The following is a 23,569-nucleotide window of genomic DNA, read 5'->3' on the forward strand; positions in this document are numbered from 1 at the left end:
AAATGCAATTTCGCAGAGAATACAGGTTTCAATGACTTGCAATTGAGAGCCACACTGGCGCAAGACAGTGGTGGGGATACGCAAGACGACCAGTGGAAACGCATTTGACACAAGAAGAGAGTGAAACGCGGCGCGTGCTCGGCCGGGTAAAATGGTTTGACCCGGTAAAGGGTTTCGGGTTCGTCCTCGCGGATGAGGGAGGGCCCGACATTTTGCTGCATGCCAATGTGCTGCGCAACTTTGGGCAGAGTTCGGTCGCCGATGCGGCGCGGATCGAAGTGGGCGTTCAGCGCACCGATCGCGGCATACAAGCCACCGAAGTGTTCCGGATCGAACCGCCGGAGGCGCCCTCTGGGGCTCCGCTTGCGGATTTCGAGGAGATCGACCCCGAGATCATCAAGGCAGCTCCGCTGGAGCCGGCACGGGTGAAATGGTTCGACAAGGCCAAGGGCTTTGGCTTTGCGAATGTCTTCGGACGCGATCAGGACGTCTTCATCCATATCGAGGTGCTCAGGCGCTCGGGGCTGGCCGATTTGCAGCCCGGCGAGGCGCTGGCAATCCGCGTGATCGAAGGAAAACGCGGTCAGATGGCCACGGAGGTCTGCGCATGGGAAACCGCCTTGGTGCCCTGAGCCTTCTCGGGCTGGGGCTGAGCATTCTGTCAGGGCAGGCGGCGCAGGCGGCCTGCAATGACGAAAGCCTGTGGCTTCGCGGTGACTGGGGCAGCGCACGCTTTGCGGTGCAGGTCGCGGATGACACGCTCGAGCGGGCGCGGGGGCTCATGTTCGTCGAGCAGATGCCCTCGAGCGCGGGCATGCTCTTCGTCTATGATGCGCCGCATGAGATGAGCTTTTGGATGAAGAACACGCTGATCCCACTGGACATGGTCTTTGCGGATTCCGAAGGCGTGGTCATCTCAGTGCATGAAAACGCCGTGCCCGGCGATCTGACGCCGATCCCCAGCGCGGGAGAGGCGCAATATGTGCTGGAGATCAACGGCGGTCTGGCGGCACAGCTGGGCATCGCCGAGGGCAGCGAAATGCAACATCCGCGCATCTCTGCCGCCGCTTGGCCCTGCGAGTGAGTTTTCCGCTTTTCAATCCCTGACGAGGCTTGTATTGCCTGTCGCGTCGGGGCGTAGCGCAGCCTGGTAGCGCGACGGTTTTGGGTACCGTAGGTCGGAGGTTCGAATCCTCTCGCCCCGACCACCACAGAGCGGCGGAACAAGTGTTCCGCGTCTCTGGCTTCCTGCTTCAGCACAATCCCTTCCGACGCGGCAGATGTGACCGAGAGATCGCAGGTGCTCAGTTTTTGGGCGTCAGGGCAATCCCGAGAAAAAAAGTCATTAGGGCTGACCTGAAGACAATCGGCCACATCTTGTGTCAGGCGGGGCTCTATTGTTGCGCGGGCGGCTCAAAGCCTACGCTACGTAAGCTTTGTGGCGATACGTCCAGTACCGCACAGCGCGCAATTACCCATATAGATGGTGTCCCCGAGGGGGCGGCTCACCAAATATATGGTTGCGGTGGGAATTTTTCGTTGACCGATGACGGGTTCTTGATCCAGTTTGTTGTCAGCGGATCAAGAGCCACAATATGTAGTGGCCTTCAGCAGGGTCAGATCAAACCTAAGCCTTTCTAATTCTGGCGGGCGCGCGATGGCGTGTCCGGCTGGGAAAGGTCTGTGCCTCGCAATCCGATTTGAATTGTGGCCAAGGCAAAGGCAGAGGCGAACATGAAGATCGACAGACGTTTTACCACCGCGGGGCAGGACGCATACGCGGGCATCGATTTTGTCACCACCAGTTCCGAGATCCGCAATCCCGACGGCAGCTCGGTCTTCAAGCTCGACGCGCTGGAGGTTCCGGCGGGCTGGAGTCAGGTCGCCTCTGACGTGATCGCGCAGAAATACTTCCGCAAGGCCGGTGTCCCGAGCGAACTTAAGACCGTCAAAGAGCAGGGCGTGCCGGAGTTTCTCTGGCGCTCTGTGCCTGCCTCGGCGGACACGCCGCGTGGCGGCGAAACCTCGGCCAAGCAGGTCTTTGACCGCCTCGCAGGCGCATGGACCTACTGGGGCTGGAAGGGCGGCTACTTCACCGCCGAGAGCGATGCGCGCGCCTATTACGACGAGATGCGCCACATGCTTGCCCGCCAAATGGCCGCGCCAAATTCGCCGCAATGGTTCAACACCGGCCTGCACTGGGCCTATGGCATCGACGGGCCGAGCCAGGGCCATTTCTATGTGGACCATAAGACCGGCAAGCTCACCAAATCGAAATCCGCCTACGAGCATCCGCAGCCCCACGCCTGTTTCATCCAGTCGGTCAGCGACGATCTTGTGACCGAGGGCGGCATCATGGACCTCTGGGTGCGCGAGGCGCGCCTGTTCAAATATGGCTCGGGCACCGGCACCAACTTTTCGAGCCTGCGCGCCGAGAATGAGCCGCTGTCGGGCGGTGGCAAATCCTCGGGCCTCATGGGCTTTCTGAAGATCGGCGACCGTGCGGCGGGGGCGATCAAGTCGGGCGGCACCACGCGCCGCGCCGCGAAGATGGTGATCGTCGACGCCGACCACCCGGATATCGAGGATTTCATCAACTGGAAGGTCCGCGAAGAGCAGAAGGTGGCCAGCATCGTCGCCGGCTCGAAGATGCACGAGAAGATGCTCAACGCCATCTTTGACGCGATCCGGGGCTGGGACGGCACCGAGAGCGACGCCTATGATCCCAAGGTGAACGCGGGGCTGAAAACCGCTGTTCGTGAGGCGAAAAAGCTCGCAATCCCAGAGACCTATATCAAGCGGGTGCTGGACTACGCGAAGCAGGGCTACGCCGGCATCGAGTTTCCGACCTACAACACCGACTGGGACAGCGAAGCCTATGCCAGCGTCTCGGGCCAGAACTCCAACAATTCGATCCGTGTCACCGATGCCTTCCTGCAGGCGGTGCGCGACGATGCCGATTGGGAGCTGATCCGCCGCACCGACGGCAAGACCGCCAAGACGATCAAGGCGCGCGACCTGTGGGAGCAGGTGGGCCATGCCGCATGGGCCTGCGCCGATCCCGGGATCCAGTTCCACGACACGGTGAACGCATGGCACACATGCCCCGAAGATGGCGCGATCCGCGGCTCGAACCCGTGCTCGGAGTATATGTTCCTCGACGACACCGCCTGTAACCTCGCCTCGATGAACCTGCTGACCTTCCTCAAGAACGGCAAGTTCGATGCAGACGGCTATGTGCACGCCACGCGGCTGTGGACGCTGACGCTGGAAATCTCGGTGCTGATGGCGCAGTTCCCCAGCAAGGAGATCGCGCAGCTTTCCTATGATTTCCGGACACTTGGCCTTGGTTATGCAAACATCGGCGGGCTGCTGATGACCATGGGGCTGAGCTATGACAGCGACGCGGGCCGGGCGCTCTGCGGGGCTCTGACGGCGATCATGACCGGCACGGCCTATGCGACCTCGGCAGAGGTGGCGGCAGAGCTTGGGGCCTTCTCGGGCTACGCGCGGAACCGCGAGCATATGCTGCGGGTGATGCGCAATCACCGCGCCGCCGCTTATGGGCGCGCCGAGGGCTATGAGGGGCTGGCGGTGCCGCCGGTGCCGCTGGATCACGCGAACTGTCCGGATCAAACCCTTGTCGATCTTGCGAAATCTGCGTGGGACGAGGCGCTGACGCTGGGCGAGAAACACGGCTACCGCAACGCGCAGGCGACGGTGATCGCGCCCACCGGCACCATCGGTCTGGTGATGGATTGCGACACCACCGGGATCGAGCCTGATTTCGCGCTGGTGAAGTTCAAGAAGCTGGCGGGCGGCGGCTATTTCAAGATCATCAACCGCTCGGTGCCCTCGGCACTGGCGGGGCTGGGCTACACCTCCAGCCAGATCGAAGAGATCACCTCTTACGCGGTGGGCCATGGTTCGCTTGGCAATGCGCCGGGGGTGAACCACACGGCGCTGATCGGCCACGGCTTTGGCAAGGCGCAGCTCGAAAAGATCGAGGCGGCGCTGGCCACCGCCTTCGACATCCGCTTCGTGTTCAACCAGTTCACGCTGGGCGAAGAGTTTTGCCGCGGCACGCTGGGCATTCCCGCCGACAAGCTGAACGACCCGAGCTTCGATCTGCTGCGTCACCTCGGCTTCAGCAAGGCCGAGATCGAGGCGGCGAACGACCATGTGTGCGGGACCATGACGCTGGAAGGCGCGCCGTTCCTGAAGGCCGAGCACATCGGCATCTTCGATTGCGCCAACCCCTGCGGCAAGAAGGGCAAGCGCTACCTCAGCGTCGACAGCCACATCCGCATGATGGCCGCCGCGCAGAGCTTTATCTCGGGGGCAATCTCCAAGACCATCAACATGCCCAACTCCGCCACCATCGAGGACTGTCAGCAGGCCTATGAGCTGTCGTGGTCGCTGGGGGTGAAGGCCAACGCGCTCTATCGCGACGGCTCCAAGCTCAGCCAACCGCTGGCCTCTGCACTGGTCGAAGATGACGAGGACGCGCAGGAGGTTCTCGAGACCGGCACACCCACCGAGAAGGCGCAGGTGTTGGCCGAGAAGGTGATCGAGAAGGTGGTGGTCAAGGAGCTGGTCCGCAGCCACCGAGAGAAGATGCCCGATCGCCGCAAGGGCTACACCCAGAAGGCGGTTGTCGGCGGGCATAAGGTCTATCTGCGCACTGGCGAATATGGCGACGGCTCGCTTGGCGAGATCTTCATCGACATGCACAAGGAGGGCGCGGGCTTCCGCGCGATGATGAACAACTTCGCCATCGCGGTCTCGGTCGGCCTGCAATACGGCGTGCCGCTGGAGGAGTTCGTCGACGCCTTCACCTTCACCAAGTTCGAACCGGCGGGCATGGTGCAGGGCAACGACAGCATCAAGAACGCCACGTCGATCCTCGATTACGTGTTCCGCGAACTGGCGGTGTCCTATCTCGACCGCACCGATCTGGCGCATGTGAAGCCCTCGGGCGCGACCTTCGACGATCTGGGCCGCGGCGAGGAAGACGGGCTGGGCAATGTCGAGGAACTCAGCGAACGCGCCGCGAACCGCTCGCTGGAAGTGCTCAAGCACATCTCCTCGTCGGGCTATCTGCGCAAGCGTCTGCCCGAGGAGCTTTCGGCGCTCGGCACGCTGGTCGCCGAAGAGCGCGTAAGCACGGGGGTGACTTCGGTGACCGCCACCGCCACCTCGTCGCTGGCCATGGATGCGCGAACCAAGGCGCGGATGCAGGGCTATGAGGGCGAGGCCTGCGGCGAATGCGGCAACTACACGCTGGTGCGCAACGGCACCTGCATGAAGTGCAACACCTGCGGCTCGACCAGCGGCTGCAGCTAAGACGGATCACCGGGGCCGGGAGACCGGCCCATGGTTTCGGAGCGGGTGCGCCCGCTCCGCACATGCCCGGGCCGCAGGCAGAACACATCGCGAGCAGCACAACAGGATGAGCCTTGGCGCATGAACCTCAGAGCCCCTTCGGGGGCTCTTTTTCTTTTTTGATCACTGCAGTGTGGCGTCCTCTTGAAGCGGCGGGACTATTCCAGCGCGTAATCCTTCAGCGCCTTGCGCTGCAGCTTGCCGTTGGGATTGCGCGGCAGCATTTCGACCCGGACCCACGCGCGCGGCTGTTTGTAGCGGGCCAGCCGATCTGCCGCGAGCGCCGCTAGAGTATCGCTGTCGAGCTCTTGCTCGGCGGTGTAGAAGGCCGCGATCACCGACACGCCGTCTTTCACCATCACATCGGTCACCGCCAGTTCCTGCACACCGGGCAGATCCGCCAGCGCCGCTTCAACCTCCAGCGGCGAGACGCGGTAGCCGCCCGCGTTCATCATGTCGTCATCGCGGCCAAGATAGGTGATCGCGCCGCTGTCGGTCATAACCCCATGATCCCCGGTGACAAACCACTCCCCTATGTAGCGCGCCGCGGTCTCTTCCGCTGCGCCGATATAGCCGGTCATCAGGCCCGGGTCGCTGCGGTGCACGGCGATGGTTCCGGGCGTGTCCCGGGGCACCGGTGCGCCGTCCTCGCCAAGGATCGCCACGCGCCGCCCGTGCTGCGGCCAGCCGAGCGCGCCCTCGCTGGCTGGTTTTTCGGGGCTGGCCGAAATGAAGGTCGAGCATTCGGACATGCCGAAGGCCTCAAAAATCTCGGTCCCGGTTGCCGCGCCCCATGCCTGCCGCAGCGCCTCAGCCAGTTTTTCACCTGCGGCCAGCGCATGGCGCAGCTTTGGCAGCGGCGGCACCGGGTATTTCAGGAATTGCCGAAATACCCCCGGCGCGGCGGCGAAGAGGCTGGCATCATTGCGTTTCATCAAAAGCGCCAGCTGCGCGGGGTCGGTGCCCGCCTTGGGGATCAGCGCGGTCGCGCCGATGGTCCAAGGGTCCATCAGCCCGGTGCCCAGCGTGTAGGTCCAGTTGAAGGCGCCCGCGTGCAACAGCCGGTCGCTGGGTTGTAGCCCGGTCCAGCCGCGCATCATCATCTGCCGCGCCCAGATCGCGCGATGCGCATGACCGACGGCGCGCGGCGTCCCCGAAGTGCCGGAGGTGAAGACCACATAAGCCAGCCGTTCGGGATCGCCCATGTCATAGTCCGCCGGGGGAAGATCGCGCCATGCGGTGAAGGTGGCCTCGGAGATGACCGGCGTTTCGGTTTCGGGGCAGGCGATGCCCGCGCCAAGCAGGATCGCGGCGGGGCTGATCTGCTCCAGCAGCTTGGCCACTTCCGGCGCGGTCAGCTGCGACGAGGTGGGCACGGGCACGATCCCGGCGGTGATCGCGCCGAGATAGGCGATGGGGAAATCCACCGTATTGCCCAGCCTCAGCAGCAGCATCTCGCCCGGCGCGACGCCCGCCTGCAGCAGCCCGGTGGCGGTGCCCCGCACGGCGGCGATCAGCCTTGCATAGGACCAGCGCTCGGCCCCGGTGGTGCGCAGGATCGACAGGGCGATCTTGTCAGGCACGGCCTCTCCGGCGGCGAGCACATGGGCCGCGAGGTTGAACGGAGCGGGACAGGGCGCAAAGGGCCCTTCATCGAAAACGGACTGCATGACAAAAGGCTTAGGCAGCGCGCCGCATTCGCGCAAGCCTGCATGAGCGCCATTGCCAGCGCGCCGCGCGGGCGCTATGGCAAACGTCATGTCGCGCGATCCTCGAACACTCATCCGCATTGCCCGCGAGTCCGGGCAGGAGCAAACCGCCGAACCCCTCGATCTGGGGATGCGCGTGCGCGAGCTTCGCAAGGAACGCGACTGGACGCTCGAGCAGGCGGCGAAACAGGCCGGGCTTGCTCGCTCGACCCTGTCGAAGATCGAAAACGGCCAGATGTCACCCACTTACGAGGCGCTGAAGAAGCTGGCCGTGGGGCTGGGCATCTCGGTGCCGCAGCTGTTCACCCCGCCGAAGCGCGAGCAGGTCTCGGGCCGGATGGTGCATGTGAAGGATGGCGAGGGGCTGCATCAGGTCACTACGACCTACGAGCATGAGCTGCTGGCCGAAAGCCTGACGCGCAAGAAGATGCTGCCCTACCGGGCGCGGGTCCGCGCGCGGTCGATGGATGAATTCGACGGCTGGGTGCGGCACGACGGCGAGGAATTCCTCTACGTGCTCACCGGGGTGGTGACGCTCTACACCGAGTTCTATGAGCCCATCGAGATGCGCCGCGGCGATTCCGCCTATTATGACGCCTCGATGGGGCACAACGTGGTGTCGGTCAGCCCCGAGGATGCGACGATCCTCTGGGTCACGTCTCTGACCTGAGGCTGATCTCAGGCTGGCCTGAGGCTCGTCTGAGCTTGGGCCCGGCCCCCACCTCGCCGGTCATCCCACCAGTCAGCCCGCCGGTTAGCCAGCCAGTCGGTCGATCTGTCGGTGCAGGACGTTGGCGAAGGCCCAATCATCCAGCTCGCGCGTGGCTTCCTGCTGCGTGAGGTCATGGCGGGCGGCGATATGCTGCGCCGTCTCGGTGTGAGCGTGGCGGCGCGCGCGCAGGGCGGCCTCATCGATATGCGGGAAGCGTGCTTTCAGGCGCTCGACGGTGAGGCCCCAGTTGCGGGTGGTGTCTTGCCATTCCATGTCTGTCATCACTCCATGTCTCATGACTCTTGAACGAGGTCGCCCGGCGGTTGTTCCCACATGCGGGTCACCGCAGGTGGTAGTTTCCGCAGGCGCGCTCCGAAGGATCGGAAGCTCGAGTAGAAGCCCGATCCGAAGGCCGCGCCTTGGCGGTGACGTCCACCTAAGATGAGGCAGGCGAATTACCATAGCGTTAGGATGCGACACGCCGTCCGCTCGGCCAAAGCCAGCGCATGAGACAGGCGAATGAGCCAATCACCGCCGGTAGCGCCACCGGCGGTGATTGCAAGCGGTTGCGCTCAGCGCTCGGGGAGCAGTCCGCGCGGGGCGAAGCGCAGCACCAACAGCAGGATCACCCCCATGGTCAGCAGGCGCATGTGCTGCACGCTGTCCTGCAGATGGCCCTTGAGCCAGTTGCCATCGGCCATGCCCGCGGTGATCGCAGTGATGACGAATTGCCCCATGGGCTCGACCTGCACCCAGAGGAACCAGATCAGAAACCCGCCGAGCACCGCGCCGAGGTTGTTGCCCGAGCCGCCGACGATGACCATCACCCAGATCAGGAAGGTATAGCGCAGCGGCTGGTAAGTGCCGGGGGTCAGCTGCCCGTCGAGCGTGGTCATCATCGCGCCCGCCATGCCGCAGAGCGCGCAGCCAAGGATGAACACCTGCAGGTGGCGGCGGGTGACATTCTTGCCCATCGCTTCGGCCGAGACCTCATTGTCGCGGATCGCCCGCATCATCCGGCCCCAGGGCGAGTTCAGCGCCAGTTGGGCGAGGATCAGCAGCACCACCAGCACCACGGCGAACAGCACCGAGTAGCCCAGCTTCACCGCCAGCGTCGAGGCGGTGGTGGCGTCGAGGCCCAGAGACCCAGCCGTTTCGACAAAGCCCGGATCGGCCTGCAGGTCGATCTCATAGGGCACCGGGCGCGGCAGGCCGATGACGTTCTTGACGCCGCGCGACAGCCAGTCCTCGTTCTTCAGCACCGCGATGATGATCTCGGCGATGCCCAGCGTGGCGATGGCCAGATAATCCGAACGCAGGCCAAGCGCGGTCTTGCCGATCGCCCAGGCCACGCCCGCCGCCATCAGCCCGCCCACCGGCCACGCCAGCAGCACCGGCAGGCCCAGCCCGCCGAGATAGCCCGCCGAGGCCGCGTCTACCGCCTCGATGGCCTCGACACCGGGATCGAGCAGCGCGCGATAGGCAAAGAACCCGGCGATGGTGATCGCGGCCACGGCCCAGCCGCGCAGCCCCTTGCCCAGCCGTTTCCATGCCAGCACCGCTGCGGCGATCACCGCCGCGCCAAAGGCCAGCGCGCCCAGCACGCGCGGCCCGCCTGCGGCGAAAGCCTCGGGCACCGGCGCCATAGACACCAGCACCACCGCCAGACCGCCCACGGCGACAAAGCCCATGACACCCACGTTGAAGAGCCCGGCAAGGCCCCATTGCAGGTTCACCCCCAGCGCCATGATCGCGCTGACGAGGCCCATGTTGAGAATGATCAGCGCCGAGTTCCAGCTTTGCAGAACGCCGGTGCCGAGGATCAGCGCTGCAACCAGCGCAAAGAGGCCGAGGGTGCGGGTCATATGGTCTGCCCCTTGAACAGTCCGGTCGGGCGGAACAGCAGCACGATCACCAGGATCACGAAGCTGACCGCGAATTTGTAGTCGGTGGACAGCAGCTGCACGAGCCCGTCGGGCGCAAGGCTCTCGGGCATCAGATAGCCCAGAACCTTCTTCCACGCGTAGGTTATGCCGACTTCGGAAAAGGCGATGACGAAGCCGCCGGCGATGGCGCCCAGCGGATTGCCGATGCCGCCGACGATGGCCGCCGCGAAGATCGGCAGCAGCAGCTGGAAGTAGGTGAAGGGCTTGAAGCTCTTGTCGAGCCCATAGAGCACGCCCGCGATGGTCGCCAGCGCCGCCACGATGAGCCAGGTCACGGTCACCACACGCTCGGGGTTGATGCCCGAAAGCAGCGCCAGATCCTCATTGTCGGAATAGGCGCGCATCGACTTGCCGGTGCGCGTGCGGTTGAGGAACCAAAAGAGCAGCGAGACGGTGATCAGCGCGACCACCACGGTGAGCGCCTGCGTGGTCTTGATCGCCAGCCCCTCGTCAAGGCCGGTCATCGCCTTGAAGTCCCGGGCCGAGATCAGGAACCGCTCGCCGTCGGCGAAGTTCTGATCGTCAGGCCCGATGACGAAGCGCGTCAGCCCGTTGTAAACGAACATCACCCCCATCGAGACGATCACCAGGATCACCGGCTTGGCCTTCTGCCGGCGGTAAAAGCGATAGACCGCGCGGTCGGTAATCAGCACCAGCAATGCTGCGCCGAGGATGCCGACCGGGATCGCCAGCAGCGCGGTGGGCAGCGGCCCGAGGTTCACCCCAAGCGCCTGCAGCCCCCATGTGGCCAGCACGGCGCACATGGTGCCCCAGGCCATCGTGTCGCCATGGGCGAAGTTGGAAAACCGCAGGATGGCGTAGGTCAGCGTCACCCCCAGCGCGCCAAGCGCCAGCTGGCTGCCATAGGCGAGGGCGGGGACAAGAACGAAATTGGCGAGCGCCACGAAGGCGTTGAGGATATCCATCAGGGCAGGATCCCGCATGTCAGAAAATCTATCTCCGCCGAGGGCGGCGCATCGGTGCCGCTGTCGACGATCTGGCGCGTCCAGAGCGCCGTTGTCTCGGAGGTCAGGCTCAGCACCATCCGCGTGCCCTCGGAGGGCTGCCAGAGGAACGGCCCGGCAAAGCCGAGCGCCTCGGCGGGCTGCGCGGGCTCCTCGTCGACAGTGACCTCATAGCGCCCGGCGCCTGCGGCATCGGTCTCCAGCGGGGCCAGTACGAAGCGCACGGGCCCGTCGCCCGCAGCGCACGTCCCGGCCTCAGAACAGGCGGTTACAAAGCTGCACTCCAGCACCAGCCGCGCGCCCTCGGCGGCAGCCGGATGGGGCAGGCCAAGCAGTTGAAGGGGCAGGGCGGCCAGCGCCGCGATCCGCAGAGCTCTCATTTGCACAGCTCTCATTTGCACACCCCCAGGTAGCTGATCACCTCCGGCCCCTCGGCGCGATGCACCGTGTAGCGGGTCTCGCCAGTGGCGGCGCGGGTGAAGAAATGCCGCTCCTCGATCTCACCGCCCCAAAGCGACATGGTGCTGCCGTCCGAAACCCCGATGAGCTCGACGCCGCGCCCGCCCGACGACAGCTGCGCGCGCACCACCATGCTGGTCTCGTCGAGCCCGCCGGAACTGCCGTTCAGCACCGGCGCGAAATCGGTCTCGCCGCAGGGCGCGGCCTCGCGGCATTCCGTGGCGAAATCGCACGCCAGCGCGACCTGCCGCTGCACCGGAGCATCCTGCAGCGACATCTGCGGGCCCTCCTGAGCAAGCGCGGGCGCGGCCATGGCGCAAAGCACCAGCAGCTTCATCGTTCCGCAAATACGCATATTCAGCCCTCTCCGCCGCCGCTCAGCCACCGAGGAAGCTCCGCCGCACGTCGGGATCGGCCAGCAGGTCCTTGCCGGTCCCGGTGAAGGCGTTCGCCCCCTGCACCAGCACATAGCCCTTGTCGGCGATCTCCAGCGCCTGCCGGGCGTTCTGCTCGACCATGAGGATCGGAATGCCGGTGCGCGCCACTTCGAGGATGCGGTCGAAAAGCTCGTCCATGACGATCGGCGAGACGCCCGCCGTGGGCTCGTCCAGCATCAGCACCTTGGGCCGGGTCATCAGCGCGCGGCCCACGGCGACCTGCTGGCGCTGGCCGCCCGAAAGCTCGCCCGCCGCCTGTTTGCGCTTGTCCTTGAGGATCGGGAAGAGCCCATAGATCTGCTCCATGGTCTCGCGGATGTCATCGCGCCGGATGAAGGCACCCATCTCGAGGTTCTCTTCGACGGTCATCGAGGGGAAGATGTTGCGCACCTGCGGCACGAAGCCCATGCCGCGCCGCACCCGCTCTTGGGGGCTGAGGGCGGTGATGTCCTCACCGTCGAGCCGCACCGCGCCCGAGCGCAGGTCGAGCATGCCGAAGACCGCCTTCATGGCGGTTGATTTGCCCGCGCCATTGGGGCCGACGATTACCGCGATCTCGCCGCGCTCCACCGCGATGGTGCAGCCGTGCAGGATATCCGCGCCTTTGCCGTAGCCGCCGGTCATCGCGTCGCCGATAAGGAACGGCCCTTCGGTCTTTCCTACGGCTGCAGCATGGCCGCCGCCGCTGACCGGCATGGCCTCTCCCATCCCTGCGGGATTGGTGATCGAGCGGTCGTTGTTGCCGCGATCGTCATAGGTCTCGCCGCTCATGCCGCGCCCGCCTCTTCTTCTCTTTCCAAATACGCCGGGGGAGACGCGCGCAGCGCGGCTGGGGCGGAGCCCCCTTTGTCTTTCACTGCGCGCCTTTGGCGCGCGGGGGCAGAGCCCCCAGCTTTACTCAACAAGCAGATCATCCGCCGATCATCTCCTTGTTCTTCAGCCCCGTGCCCAGATAGGCCTCGATCACCGCCTCATTGGCCTTGATCTCATCCACCGTGCCCTCGGCCAGCACCTTGCCCTCGGCCATGACGATGACCGGGTCGCACAGGCGCCCGATGAAATCCATGTCGTGTTCGATCATGCAGAACGTGTAGCCGCGCTCTTGGTTGAGGCGCAGGATCGCGTCGCCGATGGTATTGAGCAGCGTGCGGTTCACCCCCGCGCCGACCTCGTCAAGGAAGACAATCTTGGCGTCGACCATCATCGTGCGGCCCAGTTCCAGCAGCTTCTTCTGCCCGCCCGAGAGGTTTCCGGCCTTCTCGTCCTTGAGGTGCGAGATGGTCAGAAAGTCGAGCACCTCGTCCGCCTGCTTCAGCAGCGCCGCTTCTTCCTGCGCGATGCGCCCGCGCCCGAAGATGGCGTTCCACAGGCTCTCGCCCGACTGGTTGCCGGGCACCATCATCAGGTTCTCGCGGCAGGTCATCGAGCTGAACTCATGGGCGATCTGGAAGGTGCGCAGCAGGCCCTTGTGAAACAGCTCATGCGGCGGCAGGCCGCTGATGTCCTCGCCATCCATGAAGACATGGCCCGAGGTCGGCGGCAGCGCACCGGCCACGACGTTGAAGAGCGTGGTTTTACCGGCGCCATTGGGGCCGACGAGCCCGGTGATCGAGCCCTTGGCGATCTCGAGGCTGGCCCCGTCAACGGCACGGAAACCGCCGAAGTGGCGGTGGAGATTTTCGACGCGGATCAAATCTTGGGTCCCCGGAGGTTTGCGTGGGGTTTCTCGTGACGGGCGTTCGGCGTCCCGCGTTCTGTCCGGCGCGTGTTCTCCCGCGCCCTTGCTGGCGGGCGCGCCCGGGATCGCTCCCGGACGCGCCGGTTTGCTTACTTGAAGGAGACGGTCTCGAAGGCGCCGTCTTTGACTTCGTAGTAACGGTAGGTGCCAGCGGCTTCGCCTGCGCCGATCAGTTCGACGTTGGTGGCGCCGACGTAGTCGATGTCGCCGCCTTCGGCGAGGATCTCCAGCGCCTTGCCAAGCTCGCCCGGCAGGATCGGCTCGCCCGGCGCGTTGGCCACGTCGAGGATGTTGGCCGCAACCGCGGCCGACGAGGGCTCGCCGCCCTTGGCCATGGCCAGCGCGATCAGCGCCGCCGCGTCATAGCTTTCGCGGGTGTAGGTGCTTTCTGCGTTCACACCGGCGGCTTCGGCAACCTCGGCGAATTTATCCGCGCCTTCGCCCTGAGCCCAGGGCACCGAGCCGAAGGATCCGTCGATGTCGCTGCCGAGATCGGCCAGCAGCGCGTCGGAATACATGCCGTCACCCATGGCGAAAGTGTCGAAGGCGCCGGTGTCGAGCGCGGCTTGGATCATGCCCTTGCCGCCCTGATCGGAATAGCCCAGCACCACCAGCACGTCGCCTCCCGCAGAGGCCAGCGCGCCGACTTCGGCGGAGTAATCGGCTTTGCCGTCTTCATGCGGCGCGGCGAGGGTCACTTCGCCGCCAGCCTCTTTGAAGGCCGCCTCGAAGGCATCGGCAAAGCCCTTGCCGTAGTCGTTGTTGGTGTAGGTCAGTGCCACCGAAGAGATGCCGCGGTCCTGCAGGATGCCCGCCAGCACTTCGCCCTGACGCGCGTCGGAGGGGGCGGTGCGGAAGAAAAGACCGTTGTCCTCGACCGTCGAAAGCGCCGGCGAGGTCGCCGAGGGCGAGATCATCGGCACGCCGTTCGGCACGGCGACGTTCGAGAGCACTGCACCGGTCACGCCCGAGCAGTCGGCGCCCATGATGGCGACGATGCCGTCGGTGGTGACAAGGCGCTCTGCGGCGGCGGTGGCGGCGGCGCTGTCGATGCAGGTGCTGTCTGCGCGCACCGGAACCAGCGTGACGTTCTCGAGGAACTTGCCGCTGTCGTTCACCTCGGTCATCGCCAGTTCGGCACTGTCGGCCATCGCCGGGGTCAGCGACTCGATGGGGCCGGTGTAGCCGAGGATCACGCCGATCTTGGCGTCATCGGCGAAGGCGGCACCGGCGGTGACGAGCGGAAGCGTAGAGGCCAGAAGCCACTTCTTCATGTGGTATCTCCCAGATTGGTTACTTGTTATTCTCGGCGGAGCCTATGCGGGCAAAATGCAAAAGAAAAGGGCGTTCCGCGAGCGATAATTACGTTCTCCCAACGTCAATCACGTTGCCGACAGATCGGCGGTTAAGCGCTGGTCCAAAGTATTTCTCGCCCCATGTCGTCGGGTCAGGAGGATGCGACCATGCGAGACCGCTTCATCACTTTTTCGAGCACGCTGAGCGTGATGCTTGCCTTGGCGGGCGGACCGGCTTTGGCGCTAGAGACCAGCGCGGGTGAGATGCGGATCACGCCGGTTGTCGACGGGCTCGAGATGCCGTGGGGCTTTGATTTCCTGCCCGGCGGCGGCGTGCTGATCACCGAGAAGGCGGGTGTTCTGCTGCGCGTCAAGGATGGGCGGGCCGAGCCCCTTTCGGGCCTGCCAGAGGTCGCCGACAGCGGTCAGGGCGGTTTGCTCGATGTGCTGGTTCCCGAGGATTTTGCGCAGAGCCGCGAGGTCTTCATGACCTATGCCAAGCCGCAGGAGGATGGCGGCGCGGGCACCGCGGTGCTGCGCGCGGTGCTTCCCGAGGCGGGCACGGCGCTGCAGGACGTGCAGGTGATCTTTGAGATGACGCAGGGCAATTCCAGCGGGCGGCATTTCGGCTCGCGTCTGGTCGAAGGCCCGGACGACACGCTCTTTGTCACGGTCGGCGAGCGGGGCGAGGCGGCGGCGGCGCAGGATCTGTCGCGTCACAATGGATCTGTGCTGCGCATCGGGCGCGACGGCTCTGTCCCGCAGGACAACCCGTTCATCGGCACCGCCGGGGCGCAGGCGGCGATCTGGAGCTTTGGGCACCGCAACCCGCAGGGCGCGGCGATGGATGCCGAAGGGCGGCTGTGGGTGGCTGAGCATGGCGCCAAGGGCGGCGATGAGGTCAATCTGATCGAGCGCGCGGGCAACTACGGCTGGCCGGTGATCTCTTATGGCACGCATTATTCCGGCGCGAAGATCGGCGAGGGCACCGAAAAGCCCGGGCTGACCCAGCCGGTGTTCTACTGGGACCCGTCGATTGCGCCTTCGGGCATGGTGTTCCTTGAAGACAGCGCCGTGCCCGCATGGGACGGCGATGCGCTGGTCGGCTCGCTGAAGTTCGATTTCATCTCGCGGCTGTCGGGGGAGCCGCTGCGCGAGGTCGAACGGATCGAAGCGCCGGAGACGGGCAGGGTGCGCGACGTGGATCAGGGGCCGGACGGCGCGATCTGGTTCCTGTCCGAGATCGACGGCACGCTCTACCGGATGACGCCACAGACGGGGGCGGGCGAGGACGGCTGAGCCGCTATTCCTCGGCCCGCACCGTGCCTTGGGTGCCGCGCTCGCGGTAGGGCGTGGTCTGGTAATGCGCCCGGTAGCATTTGGAGAAATGCGAGGGGCTGGCAAAACCGCAGGCCAGCGCGACGTTGATCACGCTCATGTCGGTCTGCATCAGCAGGTTGCGCGCCTTCTGCAGGCGCAGTTCCATGTAGTAGCGCTTGGGCGAGCGGTTGAGATAGCGCCGGAACAGCCGTTCAAGCTGGCGGGTGGACATGCCCACTTCCTTGGCCAGCACCGCAGGGCTGATCGGCTCTTCGATATTGGCCTCCATACGGTGGATGACCTGACTTAGCTTGGGGTGGCGCACGCCGATGCGGGTGGGCACCGAAAGCCGCTGGCTGTCCTGATCGGTGCGGATCGAGCTGTAGATGATCTGGTCGGCCACGGCATTGGCGAGATCGGCACCGTGACCGTCGGCGATGATCTTCAGCATCAGGTCGATCGAGGCGGTGCCGCCCGCCGCCGTCATGCGGTTGCCGTCGATCACATAGATCCGCTTCGACAGTTCGACCTCTTCGAATTCCTCGGCGAAACCGTCGTGGTTCTCCCAGTGAATCGTCGCGCGCTTGCCGTCGAGCAGCCCGGCCTTGGCCAGCGTCCAACTGGCGGTGCACAGCCCGCCAACCGCCTGACAGCGCCGTGCTTCGCGGCGCAGCCAGTTCAGCAGCTTGCGGGAGGTGGCCAGATGCACGTCGATGCCGCCGCAGACCATGATGGTGTCGTCCCGGCCAAGCTCGGGCAGTTCGGGGGCAACCTTGAACTCCGGCCCTGCCGAGCAGCGCACCGTGTCGCCATCAGCGCCAGCGAGCGTCCATTCGTAGAGCGTCTGACCTGACATGCGATTGGCGATGCGCAAAGCCTCGATCGCGGCCGAAAAGCTCAGAAGCGTGAATTGCTCCAGCAAAACAAAGGTGAAGCGGCGCGGCTTCTGCAGATTGGCTTGTGCGGCGGGCACTCGCGGGTCGGGCATCGCGCGGATCCTTGCTGGTTACCTGCTGCGCAGGGGCAGGCGGGCTCACATGGTCAGGAAAGCCTATCTGCGTCAAGAGATGTCGTTTTGATGACACTGCCTTTCCGGGAATTTTGCTGTTTTGATACGCGCCCAGTTCTGACGTGGCGTCCTTGACGCGACGTGTATTTGCTGTGGCGTTGTCGCCTTGGGTTCGCTATACGCGATCCACGTTTCAAGGAACGTTTACGCTAACGGAGTGTCGTCGGGAGAAAGCCATGACCGAGTGGAACAAATCGAGCTGGAGAACCAAGCCGCGGATTCAGATGCCGGATTATGAAGATCAGGCAGAATTGAACGCTGTGGAGGCTCAGCTTTCGAAGTATCCGCCGCTGGTTTTTGCGGGCGAAGCCCGGCGCTTGCGCGATGAGCTGGGCAAGGCGTCGCGCGGCGAGGCGTTCCTGCTGCAGGGCGGGGATTGCGCCGAAGCCTTCGATCAGTTCTCGGCCAATTCTATCCGCGACACCTTCAAGGTGATGCTGCAGATGGCGATGGTGCTGACCTATGGCGCCAAGGTGCCGGTGGTGAAAGTGGGCCGGATGGCCGGTCAGTTCGCCAAGCCGCGGTCGGCCCCCACGGAAACCGTGGATGGCGTCGAACTGCCGAGCTTCCGCGGTGACATCATCAACGAGCTGGCCTTCACCCCCGAAGCGCGCAAGCCCGATCCGCGCAAGATGCTGCAGGCCTACACGCAGGCGGCGGCGACGCTGAACCTGATCCGCGCCTTCTCGACCGGCGGTTATGCCGACGTGCATCAGGTGCACCAGTGGACGCTTGGCTTTGTCGAGGGCGAGAAAGCCACGCGCTACCGCGATATGGCCAACCGGATTGGCGACACGCTGGACTTCATGAAGGCCGCCGGTGTCGACAGCAACCGTTCGGCGGCGCTGCATCAGGTGAACTTCTACACCAGCCACGAGTCGCTGCTGCTGGAGTATGAAGAGGCGCTGACCCGCATCGACTCGACCTCGGGCAAATGGCTCGCAGGCTCGGGCCACATGATCTGGATCGGCGACCGCACCCGCCAGCCCGATGGCGCGCACGTGGAATTTGCCCGCGGCGTGATGAACCCGATCGGCCTCAAGTGCGGCCCCTCGATGACCACCGAAGATCTCAAGGTGCTGATCGAAAAGCTGAACCCCGAGAACGAAGCGGGCCGCCTGACCCTGATCTCGCGCTTCGGTGCGGGCAATGTGGGCGATCACCTGCCGCGTCTGGTGAAGACCGTGAAGGAAATGGGCGCCAACGTCGTCTGGACCTGCGATCCGATGCACGGCAACACCATCAAGTCGGCTTCGGGCTACAAGACCCGCCCGTTCGACTCGGTGCTGCGCGAGGTGCGCGAGTTCTTCGCCGTGCACCGCGACGAGGGCACCGTGCCCGGCGGCGTGCATTTCGAGATGACCGGTCAGGATGTGACCGAATGCACCGGTGGCCTTTACGCCGTGTCCGACGAGAACCTCTCGGACCGCTACCACACCGCCTGCGATCCGCGTCTCAACGCCTCGCAGTCGCTGGAACTGGCCTTCCTCGTCGCCGAGGAACTGACCGCGCTGCGCGACAAATCGGCAGAGGTTGCCTCGGCCTGAGCCAGCGCAACTTAAGAGTTGAGAAAGGCGGTCCCTCGGGGCCGCCTTTTTGCTTTTGGGGTCCGGTGGGATCCTGCAGCGACAAATCGCTGCGCGGTTCGGCCAATTTCGGCCCACGCGGTAATTGTGAGAGATCCGAAGCCGCACCTTCTGCGTAGTCCTTGTAACCCTCAAGGAGATTGCAGATGCTTCGACGTCCATTCCCCCTTACGGCGGTCGGCCTCGCTGCCGCAGCCACGCTTGTCGCCCCGATCACCGGTCAGGCCGCCGGTCAGACCGCTGGCGAGATTTTCCGCCCGCTTCCCGCAGAGCAGCGCGACCTTCAGGACATGCGCTGGGACAAGCGCCCGGTGCTGCTCTTCGCGCCCTCCGAAAGCGATGCGACCTACAGCCAGCAGATGGCGCTCTTCCGTCAGGCCGAGGCGGAACTGCGCGACCGAGATATCGTGGTGCTCAGCGACCTGCGACCGGATCAGCCGAGCCCGCTACGGCAGGGGTTCTCGCCCGGCGGGTTCAAGCTGGTGCTGGTCGGCAAGGACGGCGGCGTGAAACTAGAGGAAGACGCGGTGCTGTACCCCGAGCAGTTGTTCGCGGTGATCGACCGGATGCCGATGCGCCGGAACGAGATGAACGACTGAGACCCCTAGGGCCGTGGCTCACGCGGGCCGCGGCTGCCAGAGATAGGGGACGTCGAGTCCATCGTCGGGGCCCGGCACGAAGCCGCGGGAGCGGTAGAACCCATTGGCCGGGCTTCCAACAAGGGCGATGAGCCGGATCGGCAGGCCGCCGCTTTGCGCCCGCTTCATCGCGGCGCAGAGCAGTCGATCGCCAAGCCCGCGTCCCTGAAATTCTGGCGCGATGTAGAGGTGATCGAGATAGAGATCCTCGGGCCGATGGCGCAGAACCATGAAGCCCGCGAGCGCGCCGTCGCAGCGCAGAACGGTCGTGTCCTCAGGCGTATAGCTGTCGAGAAACCTGTTTCGCGCGCGGTCGGGATCGAAACGCCCCAGCGCCTCGAGGCTTGGGCGCATTGCCGCGACGCGCAGCGCGGCAAGGGTTTCGGCGTCGTCAGCTATGGCGGGCTCTAGGGCGATGTTCATACGCGCCCTCCTGAGCGACAATTTCTGCCGGAGTGTTATGGGCTGGTGCGCTCGTAGCTGCAATCGCAGCCGGGCGATAAGAAAGGCCCGCCGCGCGGATGCGGGCGGGCCTTTGCTGTCTGTGTCGATGCCTTGCGCTCAGGCGTCTTCGGTCTCGCCGCCGACCGGAGCGGCGTTCTCGTCCTGCTTTCCGAAATCCTTCGGCGACAGAAGCGCAAGCTGGTCGCTGGCCCAATGGTTGGTGTCGCGCTTTTCGACGGCGGCGCGCAGGAGCGCGATGCGGGCGCGACGCTCTTGCTCGGGCATGTCGATGGCCAGATCGATGGCGAAATCCATGGCGCGGGTCGACCAGGGGTTGGTCAGCACCGCCGCGCCAAGCTCCACCGCTGCGCCTGCGAATTCCGACAGCACCAGCACGCCGTCGCCATCCTTGCGCGAGGCGACATATTCCTTGCACACAAGGTTCATGCCGTCGGCAAGCGGGGTGATCCAGGCCACGTCGGCCACCTGATACCAAGCCACCAGTTCCTCGAAGGGAATGGCGCGCGAGATCAGCGCGCAGGGCTGGAAGGTGAAGCTGCCGAAACGCCCGTTGATCCGGCCCGCGATCTCTTCGAGCTCTTTCTGGATCGGCTCGTAGACCGTCATATTGCGGTTGGCGGGCACCGAGACGTGCAGCAGACGCACCTGACCGCGCAGGTCCGGGCGACGCTCCAGCAGACGTTCGAACGCCAAGAGCTGATCGGCACCGCCCTTGGTGTAATCGGTGCGCCCGACCGACAGCAGCAGCTTGCCATCGCCGATCTCCGAGCGGAAGCGGGCGGCGAGCTTGTCGGTGTCCTCGCTCTCGGCAAGGCTTTTGATGTAGTCGGTGTTCACGCCCACTGGGGTCACGCCCAGATGCACGATATGCCCGTCGTCGAGGTGAATCTCGGTCGGCACCGTGCGGTCCGACAGCGCCGAGCCTTCGGACATCATGTCTTCGGCGACCTTGGTGCGCGGCACTTGGCCCACGTCGCGCAGGCTTCGCACACAGCTCAGGAAGTTCGAGGCGTAGCGCGGGATGTGAAAGCCCACCACGTCCGCGGCCAGCAGCGAGTCGATGATCTCGCCGCGCCACGGCAGCACGTTGAACATATCCGCCGCCGGGAAGGGCGTGTGGTGATAGAAGGAGATGCGCAGGTCGGGCCGCATCTGGCGCAGGTAGCCGGGCACCAGCCACAGGTTGTAGTCATGCACCCAGACCGCCGCGCCATGGGCGGCCTCCGAAGCGGCGGCCTCGGCGAAGGCCCAGTTCACCTCGCGGAAGGTCGGCCAGTCGACCGGGTCGTAGTTATACTTTTCCTTGAACCCGTGCAGGATCGGCCAGAACGCCTCTTTCGAGGTGATGTGGTAGAAGCTGCGCACCTGTTCGGCGGTCAGCGGCAGGCGCGAGACGGTGTATTTGCCAAAGCTGTCCTCGATATCCACCACGCGGTCGAAACCGGGGTTCGAGGGGTCTTCGGCCTCTTTCCATGCCACCCAGGCGGCCTTGTCGACCGAGCCGAAGAAGCTTTTCAGCGTGGGGACGATGCCGTTGGGGCTTTTGTTTTCACGGAACTCGATCTTGCCATTCACCTCGACCTCTTCATAGGGCTGGCGGTGGTAGACGATCACCAGATCACTGGGCATGGGTCAGGCTCCTTTCGGAAGGTCGTGCATTTCAAAGGTCTGGATCGCCTCGAGGATTCCCGCGGCGCCGATGCGCTCTGCCTTATGGACATGCGGCAGGTCCTTGACCTCTTTGATCAGGGCGTCCTCGGCGCCGCCCACGGCGACGGCGGGCAGCCCGCATTGCAGCATCGACAGATCATTGAGCGTGTCGCCCGCGGCAAGCACGCGACGCTCTTCGATCTTCAGATGCGAGACGAGACGGCGCAGCGACGGCCCCTTCGAGATGCCGCGCGGCAGCACGTCGAAATAGCGGTTGTCCGAGACCAGCGGGTCATGGCCCATCTCGCGCACCTTGTCGTGCGCCGAAGGATCGAAGGTCTCGGCGTCGAGGTCATAGCTGATGCGGTAGCGGAAGTCGGTCGGCTGCAGCGTCAGGCCGGGGTGGCCTTCGAGCGCCGCGCGCACCGTGTCACCGGCGTTGCCCCAAGTCTCGGCGATCTCTTCCTCGAGCGGTTCGATCGGGTGGATGTCGCCATCCTGCACCTCGGCGATGGTGGTGCCCACGTCGCCGACCACGAACTCGGGCCACGGCACGCCGCCGTCGCAAAGCTCGCGGATGAAGCGCGGGTCGCGGCCGGTGACGAAGATCAGGCCCACGGTGTCGCGGTTCGCCTCGATCCAGTCATAGAGGGTTTTCCGGTCCGCATCTGTGCCGCCGAGGAAGGTGCCGTCGAGATCGGTCGCCAGCACGAAGCGGCAGGTTGCGATGTCTCGGGCCTTCGTGGTGTCGAGGCTCATGCGGGGTCTCCTTCGTGGGGATGCAGTAGCAGGTCGAGGGCGCGGGGTTCGCCCTCGATCGGGGCAGCCCAAAGCTGCTGGAAGGTGGCGGTGAGCGGCGCGCCCTCATGCAGGACGGCGTGGACCGCTTCGCAGATCGGCATGCGCACGCCGAGGCGGCGCGCCAGATCGACCACCGAGACGGCGTTCACCTCGCCCTCGACCACGACCGGCTTGCCGTCAAAGCATTCGTCGCGGGCCATGCCGCGCCCAAGCTGCGTGCCGAGCGCCATATTGCGCGAGGTGGTGGACGAACAGGTCAGCGTGAGATCGCCCGCGCCCGCAAGGCCGGTCACCGTCTCGCGGCGGCCGCCAAGCGCTTCGGCAAGGAACTTCATCTCATCCATGCCGCGGGTGATCAGCGCCGCGCGGGTGTTCTCGGCAAAACCAGCGCCGGTCATCATACCGCAGGCGATGGCGATCACATTCTTCACCGCGCCGCCAACCTCTACGCCGACCAGATCGTCGGAGATATAGGGGCGGAACGCCTCGGTCTGCATGGTCAGCGCGAGCCGGGCCGCGGGGGCTTTCTCGGGCTCGATCCGGTCGTGATGGGTGAAGTTGAAGGCCACAGTGGCAGCGGTCGGATGGCCGAGCGCGGTTTCCGTGGCGAAGGTCGGCCCAGAAAGGGCGCCGACGGGATGGCCGGGAAGCTCTTCCTCGACCACATGGCTCAGCAGATAGCCGGTGCCGCGCTCGATGCCCTTGCAGCAGAGCGCGAGGGGCACGCCTTCGGGCAGAAACTCGCGCATCGAGCGGGCGACGTCGCGCAATGTGTGGGAGGGGGTGACCAGCAGAACCGCTTCGGTGTTTTCGAGCGCTTCGCGCAGGTCAGAGGTTGGACGCAGCGTTGCGGGCAGGTCGATGCCGGGCAGATGGTCTGGGTTCTGGCCGGTCTCGGCCATGGCCTTGGCAAGATCGGGGCGGCGGCCCCAGATGCGTGTCTCGCATCCTGCGCGGGCGGCGGTGGCGGCAAGGGCGGTGCCCCAGCTCCCCATGCCGATCACGGTCAGGCGAGAATAGGGCGTGGCGCGCCGGGGGCCGGTAAGGCTGTTGGGCTGCGCGGGCGGGGTTGGGATGCTCTGTCCGTCCATGACACATGTGGGGCCGCTGCCACGTGGTGGCACCGTCGGCGACCCAGAGGGCTCTCTCCGTTGCTGTTGTCCTGATAACGCTGACTCTAGGTCGATTGTTCCGGGAATAACACCAGTGGACGCGAAATTTTTCTGCGCTTGCGAGGTATTTTCGATGCAACCCGCTGACATAACACGCATGTTTTGATCTAAAATTGCTGCCTAAATTTTAATCATGGAACCATCTGGCGGCTTGTGACGTTCGAGAAAACAAGAGGTTGAGCGTTCCGCCGCTTATCTCCGGGTGCCTCGGATTTGACCTGC

21 protein-coding genes and 1 tRNA gene are annotated in these 23,569 nt (G+C 64.9%); 8 read left to right on the forward strand and 14 right to left on the reverse strand.

The window, feature by feature from the left end; translation table 11 throughout:
• The first annotated feature begins 92 nt into the window (after positions 1–92).
• The 4 genes from G0A00_RS07865 (at position 93) to G0A00_RS07880 (ending at position 5,346) form a co-directional block, all read left to right on the forward strand.
• A complete protein-coding gene (locus G0A00_RS07865) occupies positions 93–632 on the forward strand; it encodes a cold shock domain-containing protein (protein WP_164179528.1) in 540 nt (179 codons plus the stop codon).
• On the forward strand, positions 608–1,084 hold the full coding sequence (locus G0A00_RS07870; protein WP_164179529.1) for a DUF192 domain-containing protein: 477 nt from the start codon (positions 608–610) through the stop codon (positions 1,082–1,084). The genes G0A00_RS07865 and G0A00_RS07870 overlap by 25 nt, the downstream gene beginning before the upstream one ends.
• Before the next feature lie 47 nt (positions 1,085–1,131).
• Positions 1,132–1,208: transfer RNA gene (locus tag G0A00_RS07875), tRNA-Pro, on the forward strand.
• A 526-nt stretch (positions 1,209–1,734) separates the two neighbouring features.
• The gene (locus G0A00_RS07880; protein WP_164179530.1) at positions 1,735–5,346 is read left to right on the forward strand and encodes a vitamin B12-dependent ribonucleotide reductase; all 3,612 of its coding nucleotides are present in this window, start codon (positions 1,735–1,737) and stop codon (positions 5,344–5,346) included.
• A gap of 197 nt (positions 5,347–5,543) precedes the next feature.
• On the opposite strand, the gene G0A00_RS07885 is transcribed toward G0A00_RS07880, so the two are convergent.
• Complete coding sequence (locus G0A00_RS07885) at positions 5,544–7,055, reverse strand: class I adenylate-forming enzyme family protein (protein ID WP_164179531.1); 1,512 nt, start codon at positions 7,053–7,055, stop codon at positions 5,544–5,546.
• An 88-nt stretch (positions 7,056–7,143) separates the two neighbouring features.
• Here G0A00_RS07885 and G0A00_RS07890 point away from each other — a divergent pair, with 88 nt between their 5' ends.
• Entirely contained in the window at positions 7,144–7,764 is a 621-nt protein-coding gene (locus G0A00_RS07890; RefSeq protein WP_066100043.1) for a helix-turn-helix domain-containing protein, read from the forward strand.
• 84 nt (positions 7,765–7,848) lie between these two features.
• Here G0A00_RS07890 and G0A00_RS07895 read toward each other — a convergent pair whose 3' ends face one another.
• From G0A00_RS07895 to G0A00_RS07930, 8 genes are all read right to left on the reverse strand, one after another.
• Entirely contained in the window at positions 7,849–8,079 is a 231-nt protein-coding gene (locus tag G0A00_RS07895) for a hypothetical protein (protein WP_164214199.1), read from the reverse strand.
• Positions 8,080–8,378: 299 nt separating this feature from the next.
• Positions 8,379–9,671: a branched-chain amino acid ABC transporter permease gene (locus tag G0A00_RS07900; RefSeq protein ID WP_164179533.1), complete on the reverse strand. Its 1,293-nt coding sequence runs from the start codon at positions 9,669–9,671 to the stop codon at positions 8,379–8,381.
• Positions 9,668–10,678 (reverse strand): branched-chain amino acid ABC transporter permease, encoded by a 1,011-nt coding sequence (locus tag G0A00_RS07905; protein WP_164179855.1) that lies wholly within the window; start codon positions 10,676–10,678, stop codon positions 9,668–9,670. The genes G0A00_RS07900 and G0A00_RS07905 overlap by 4 nt, the downstream gene beginning before the upstream one ends.
• On the reverse strand, positions 10,678–11,097 hold the full coding sequence (locus G0A00_RS07910) for a hypothetical protein (protein ID WP_164179534.1): 420 nt from the start codon (positions 11,095–11,097) through the stop codon (positions 10,678–10,680). The genes G0A00_RS07905 and G0A00_RS07910 overlap by 1 nt, the downstream gene beginning before the upstream one ends.
• 11 nt (positions 11,098–11,108) lie before the next feature.
• Positions 11,109–11,531: a hypothetical protein gene (locus G0A00_RS07915; RefSeq protein ID WP_164179536.1), complete on the reverse strand. Its 423-nt coding sequence runs from the start codon at positions 11,529–11,531 to the stop codon at positions 11,109–11,111.
• 22 nt (positions 11,532–11,553) lie between these two features.
• Positions 11,554–12,384 carry an ABC transporter ATP-binding protein gene (locus G0A00_RS07920; RefSeq protein WP_164179538.1) on the reverse strand — a complete coding sequence of 277 codons (831 nt, stop codon included), beginning with the start codon at positions 12,382–12,384 and terminating at the stop codon, positions 11,554–11,556.
• 139 nt (positions 12,385–12,523) lie between these two features.
• Positions 12,524–13,306 carry an ABC transporter ATP-binding protein gene (locus G0A00_RS07925; RefSeq protein WP_066100025.1) on the reverse strand — a complete coding sequence of 261 codons (783 nt, stop codon included), beginning with the start codon at positions 13,304–13,306 and terminating at the stop codon, positions 12,524–12,526.
• Positions 13,307–13,440: 134 nt separating this feature from the next.
• Entirely contained in the window at positions 13,441–14,625 is a 1,185-nt protein-coding gene (locus G0A00_RS07930) for an ABC transporter substrate-binding protein (RefSeq protein ID WP_066100022.1), read from the reverse strand.
• Between the two features lie 189 nt (positions 14,626–14,814).
• Between G0A00_RS07930 and G0A00_RS07935 the strand changes: the two genes are divergently transcribed.
• Entirely contained in the window at positions 14,815–15,945 is a 1,131-nt protein-coding gene (locus G0A00_RS07935; protein ID WP_203595315.1) for a PQQ-dependent sugar dehydrogenase, read from the forward strand.
• A 4-nt stretch (positions 15,946–15,949) separates the two neighbouring features.
• On the opposite strand, the gene G0A00_RS07940 is transcribed toward G0A00_RS07935, so the two are convergent.
• Complete coding sequence (locus G0A00_RS07940) at positions 15,950–16,954, reverse strand: GlxA family transcriptional regulator (protein WP_164179540.1); 1,005 nt, start codon at positions 16,952–16,954, stop codon at positions 15,950–15,952.
• A 257-nt stretch (positions 16,955–17,211) separates the two neighbouring features.
• On the opposite strand from G0A00_RS07940, the gene G0A00_RS07945 reads away from it, so the two are divergent.
• Both G0A00_RS07945 and G0A00_RS07950 read left to right on the forward strand, forming a co-directional pair.
• Positions 17,212–18,582, forward strand: a complete 1,371-nt coding sequence (locus tag G0A00_RS07945; RefSeq protein WP_164179542.1) for a class II 3-deoxy-7-phosphoheptulonate synthase — start codon at positions 17,212–17,214, stop codon at positions 18,580–18,582.
• A 185-nt stretch (positions 18,583–18,767) separates the two neighbouring features.
• The gene (locus G0A00_RS07950; protein ID WP_164179544.1) at positions 18,768–19,220 is read left to right on the forward strand and encodes a DUF4174 domain-containing protein; all 453 of its coding nucleotides are present in this window, start codon (positions 18,768–18,770) and stop codon (positions 19,218–19,220) included.
• An 18-nt stretch (positions 19,221–19,238) separates the two neighbouring features.
• Here the strand turns inward: G0A00_RS07950 and G0A00_RS07955 are convergent, their stop codons facing one another.
• The 4 genes from G0A00_RS07955 to G0A00_RS07970 all read right to left on the reverse strand — a co-directional run bounded on the left by G0A00_RS07955 (position 19,239) and on the right by G0A00_RS07970 (position 23,266).
• Positions 19,239–19,682, reverse strand: a complete 444-nt coding sequence (locus tag G0A00_RS07955) for a GNAT family N-acetyltransferase (RefSeq protein WP_235952930.1) — start codon at positions 19,680–19,682, stop codon at positions 19,239–19,241.
• 138 nt (positions 19,683–19,820) lie between these two features.
• Positions 19,821–21,353, reverse strand: coding sequence for a glucosylglycerol-phosphate synthase (gene ggpS, locus G0A00_RS07960; RefSeq protein ID WP_164179546.1), 1,533 nt, complete (start codon positions 21,351–21,353; stop codon positions 19,821–19,823).
• A 3-nt stretch (positions 21,354–21,356) separates the two neighbouring features.
• Positions 21,357–22,133: an HAD-IIB family hydrolase gene (locus G0A00_RS07965; protein ID WP_164179549.1), complete on the reverse strand. Its 777-nt coding sequence runs from the start codon at positions 22,131–22,133 to the stop codon at positions 21,357–21,359.
• On the reverse strand, positions 22,130–23,266 hold the full coding sequence (locus G0A00_RS07970) for an NAD(P)H-dependent glycerol-3-phosphate dehydrogenase (RefSeq protein WP_164179551.1): 1,137 nt from the start codon (positions 23,264–23,266) through the stop codon (positions 22,130–22,132). The genes G0A00_RS07965 and G0A00_RS07970 overlap by 4 nt, the downstream gene beginning before the upstream one ends.
• Positions 23,267–23,569 lie beyond the last annotated feature (303 nt).

Source organism: Salipiger sp. PrR002 (assembly GCF_010500775.1).
Lineage (GTDB): Bacteria > Pseudomonadota > Alphaproteobacteria > Rhodobacterales > Rhodobacteraceae > Salipiger.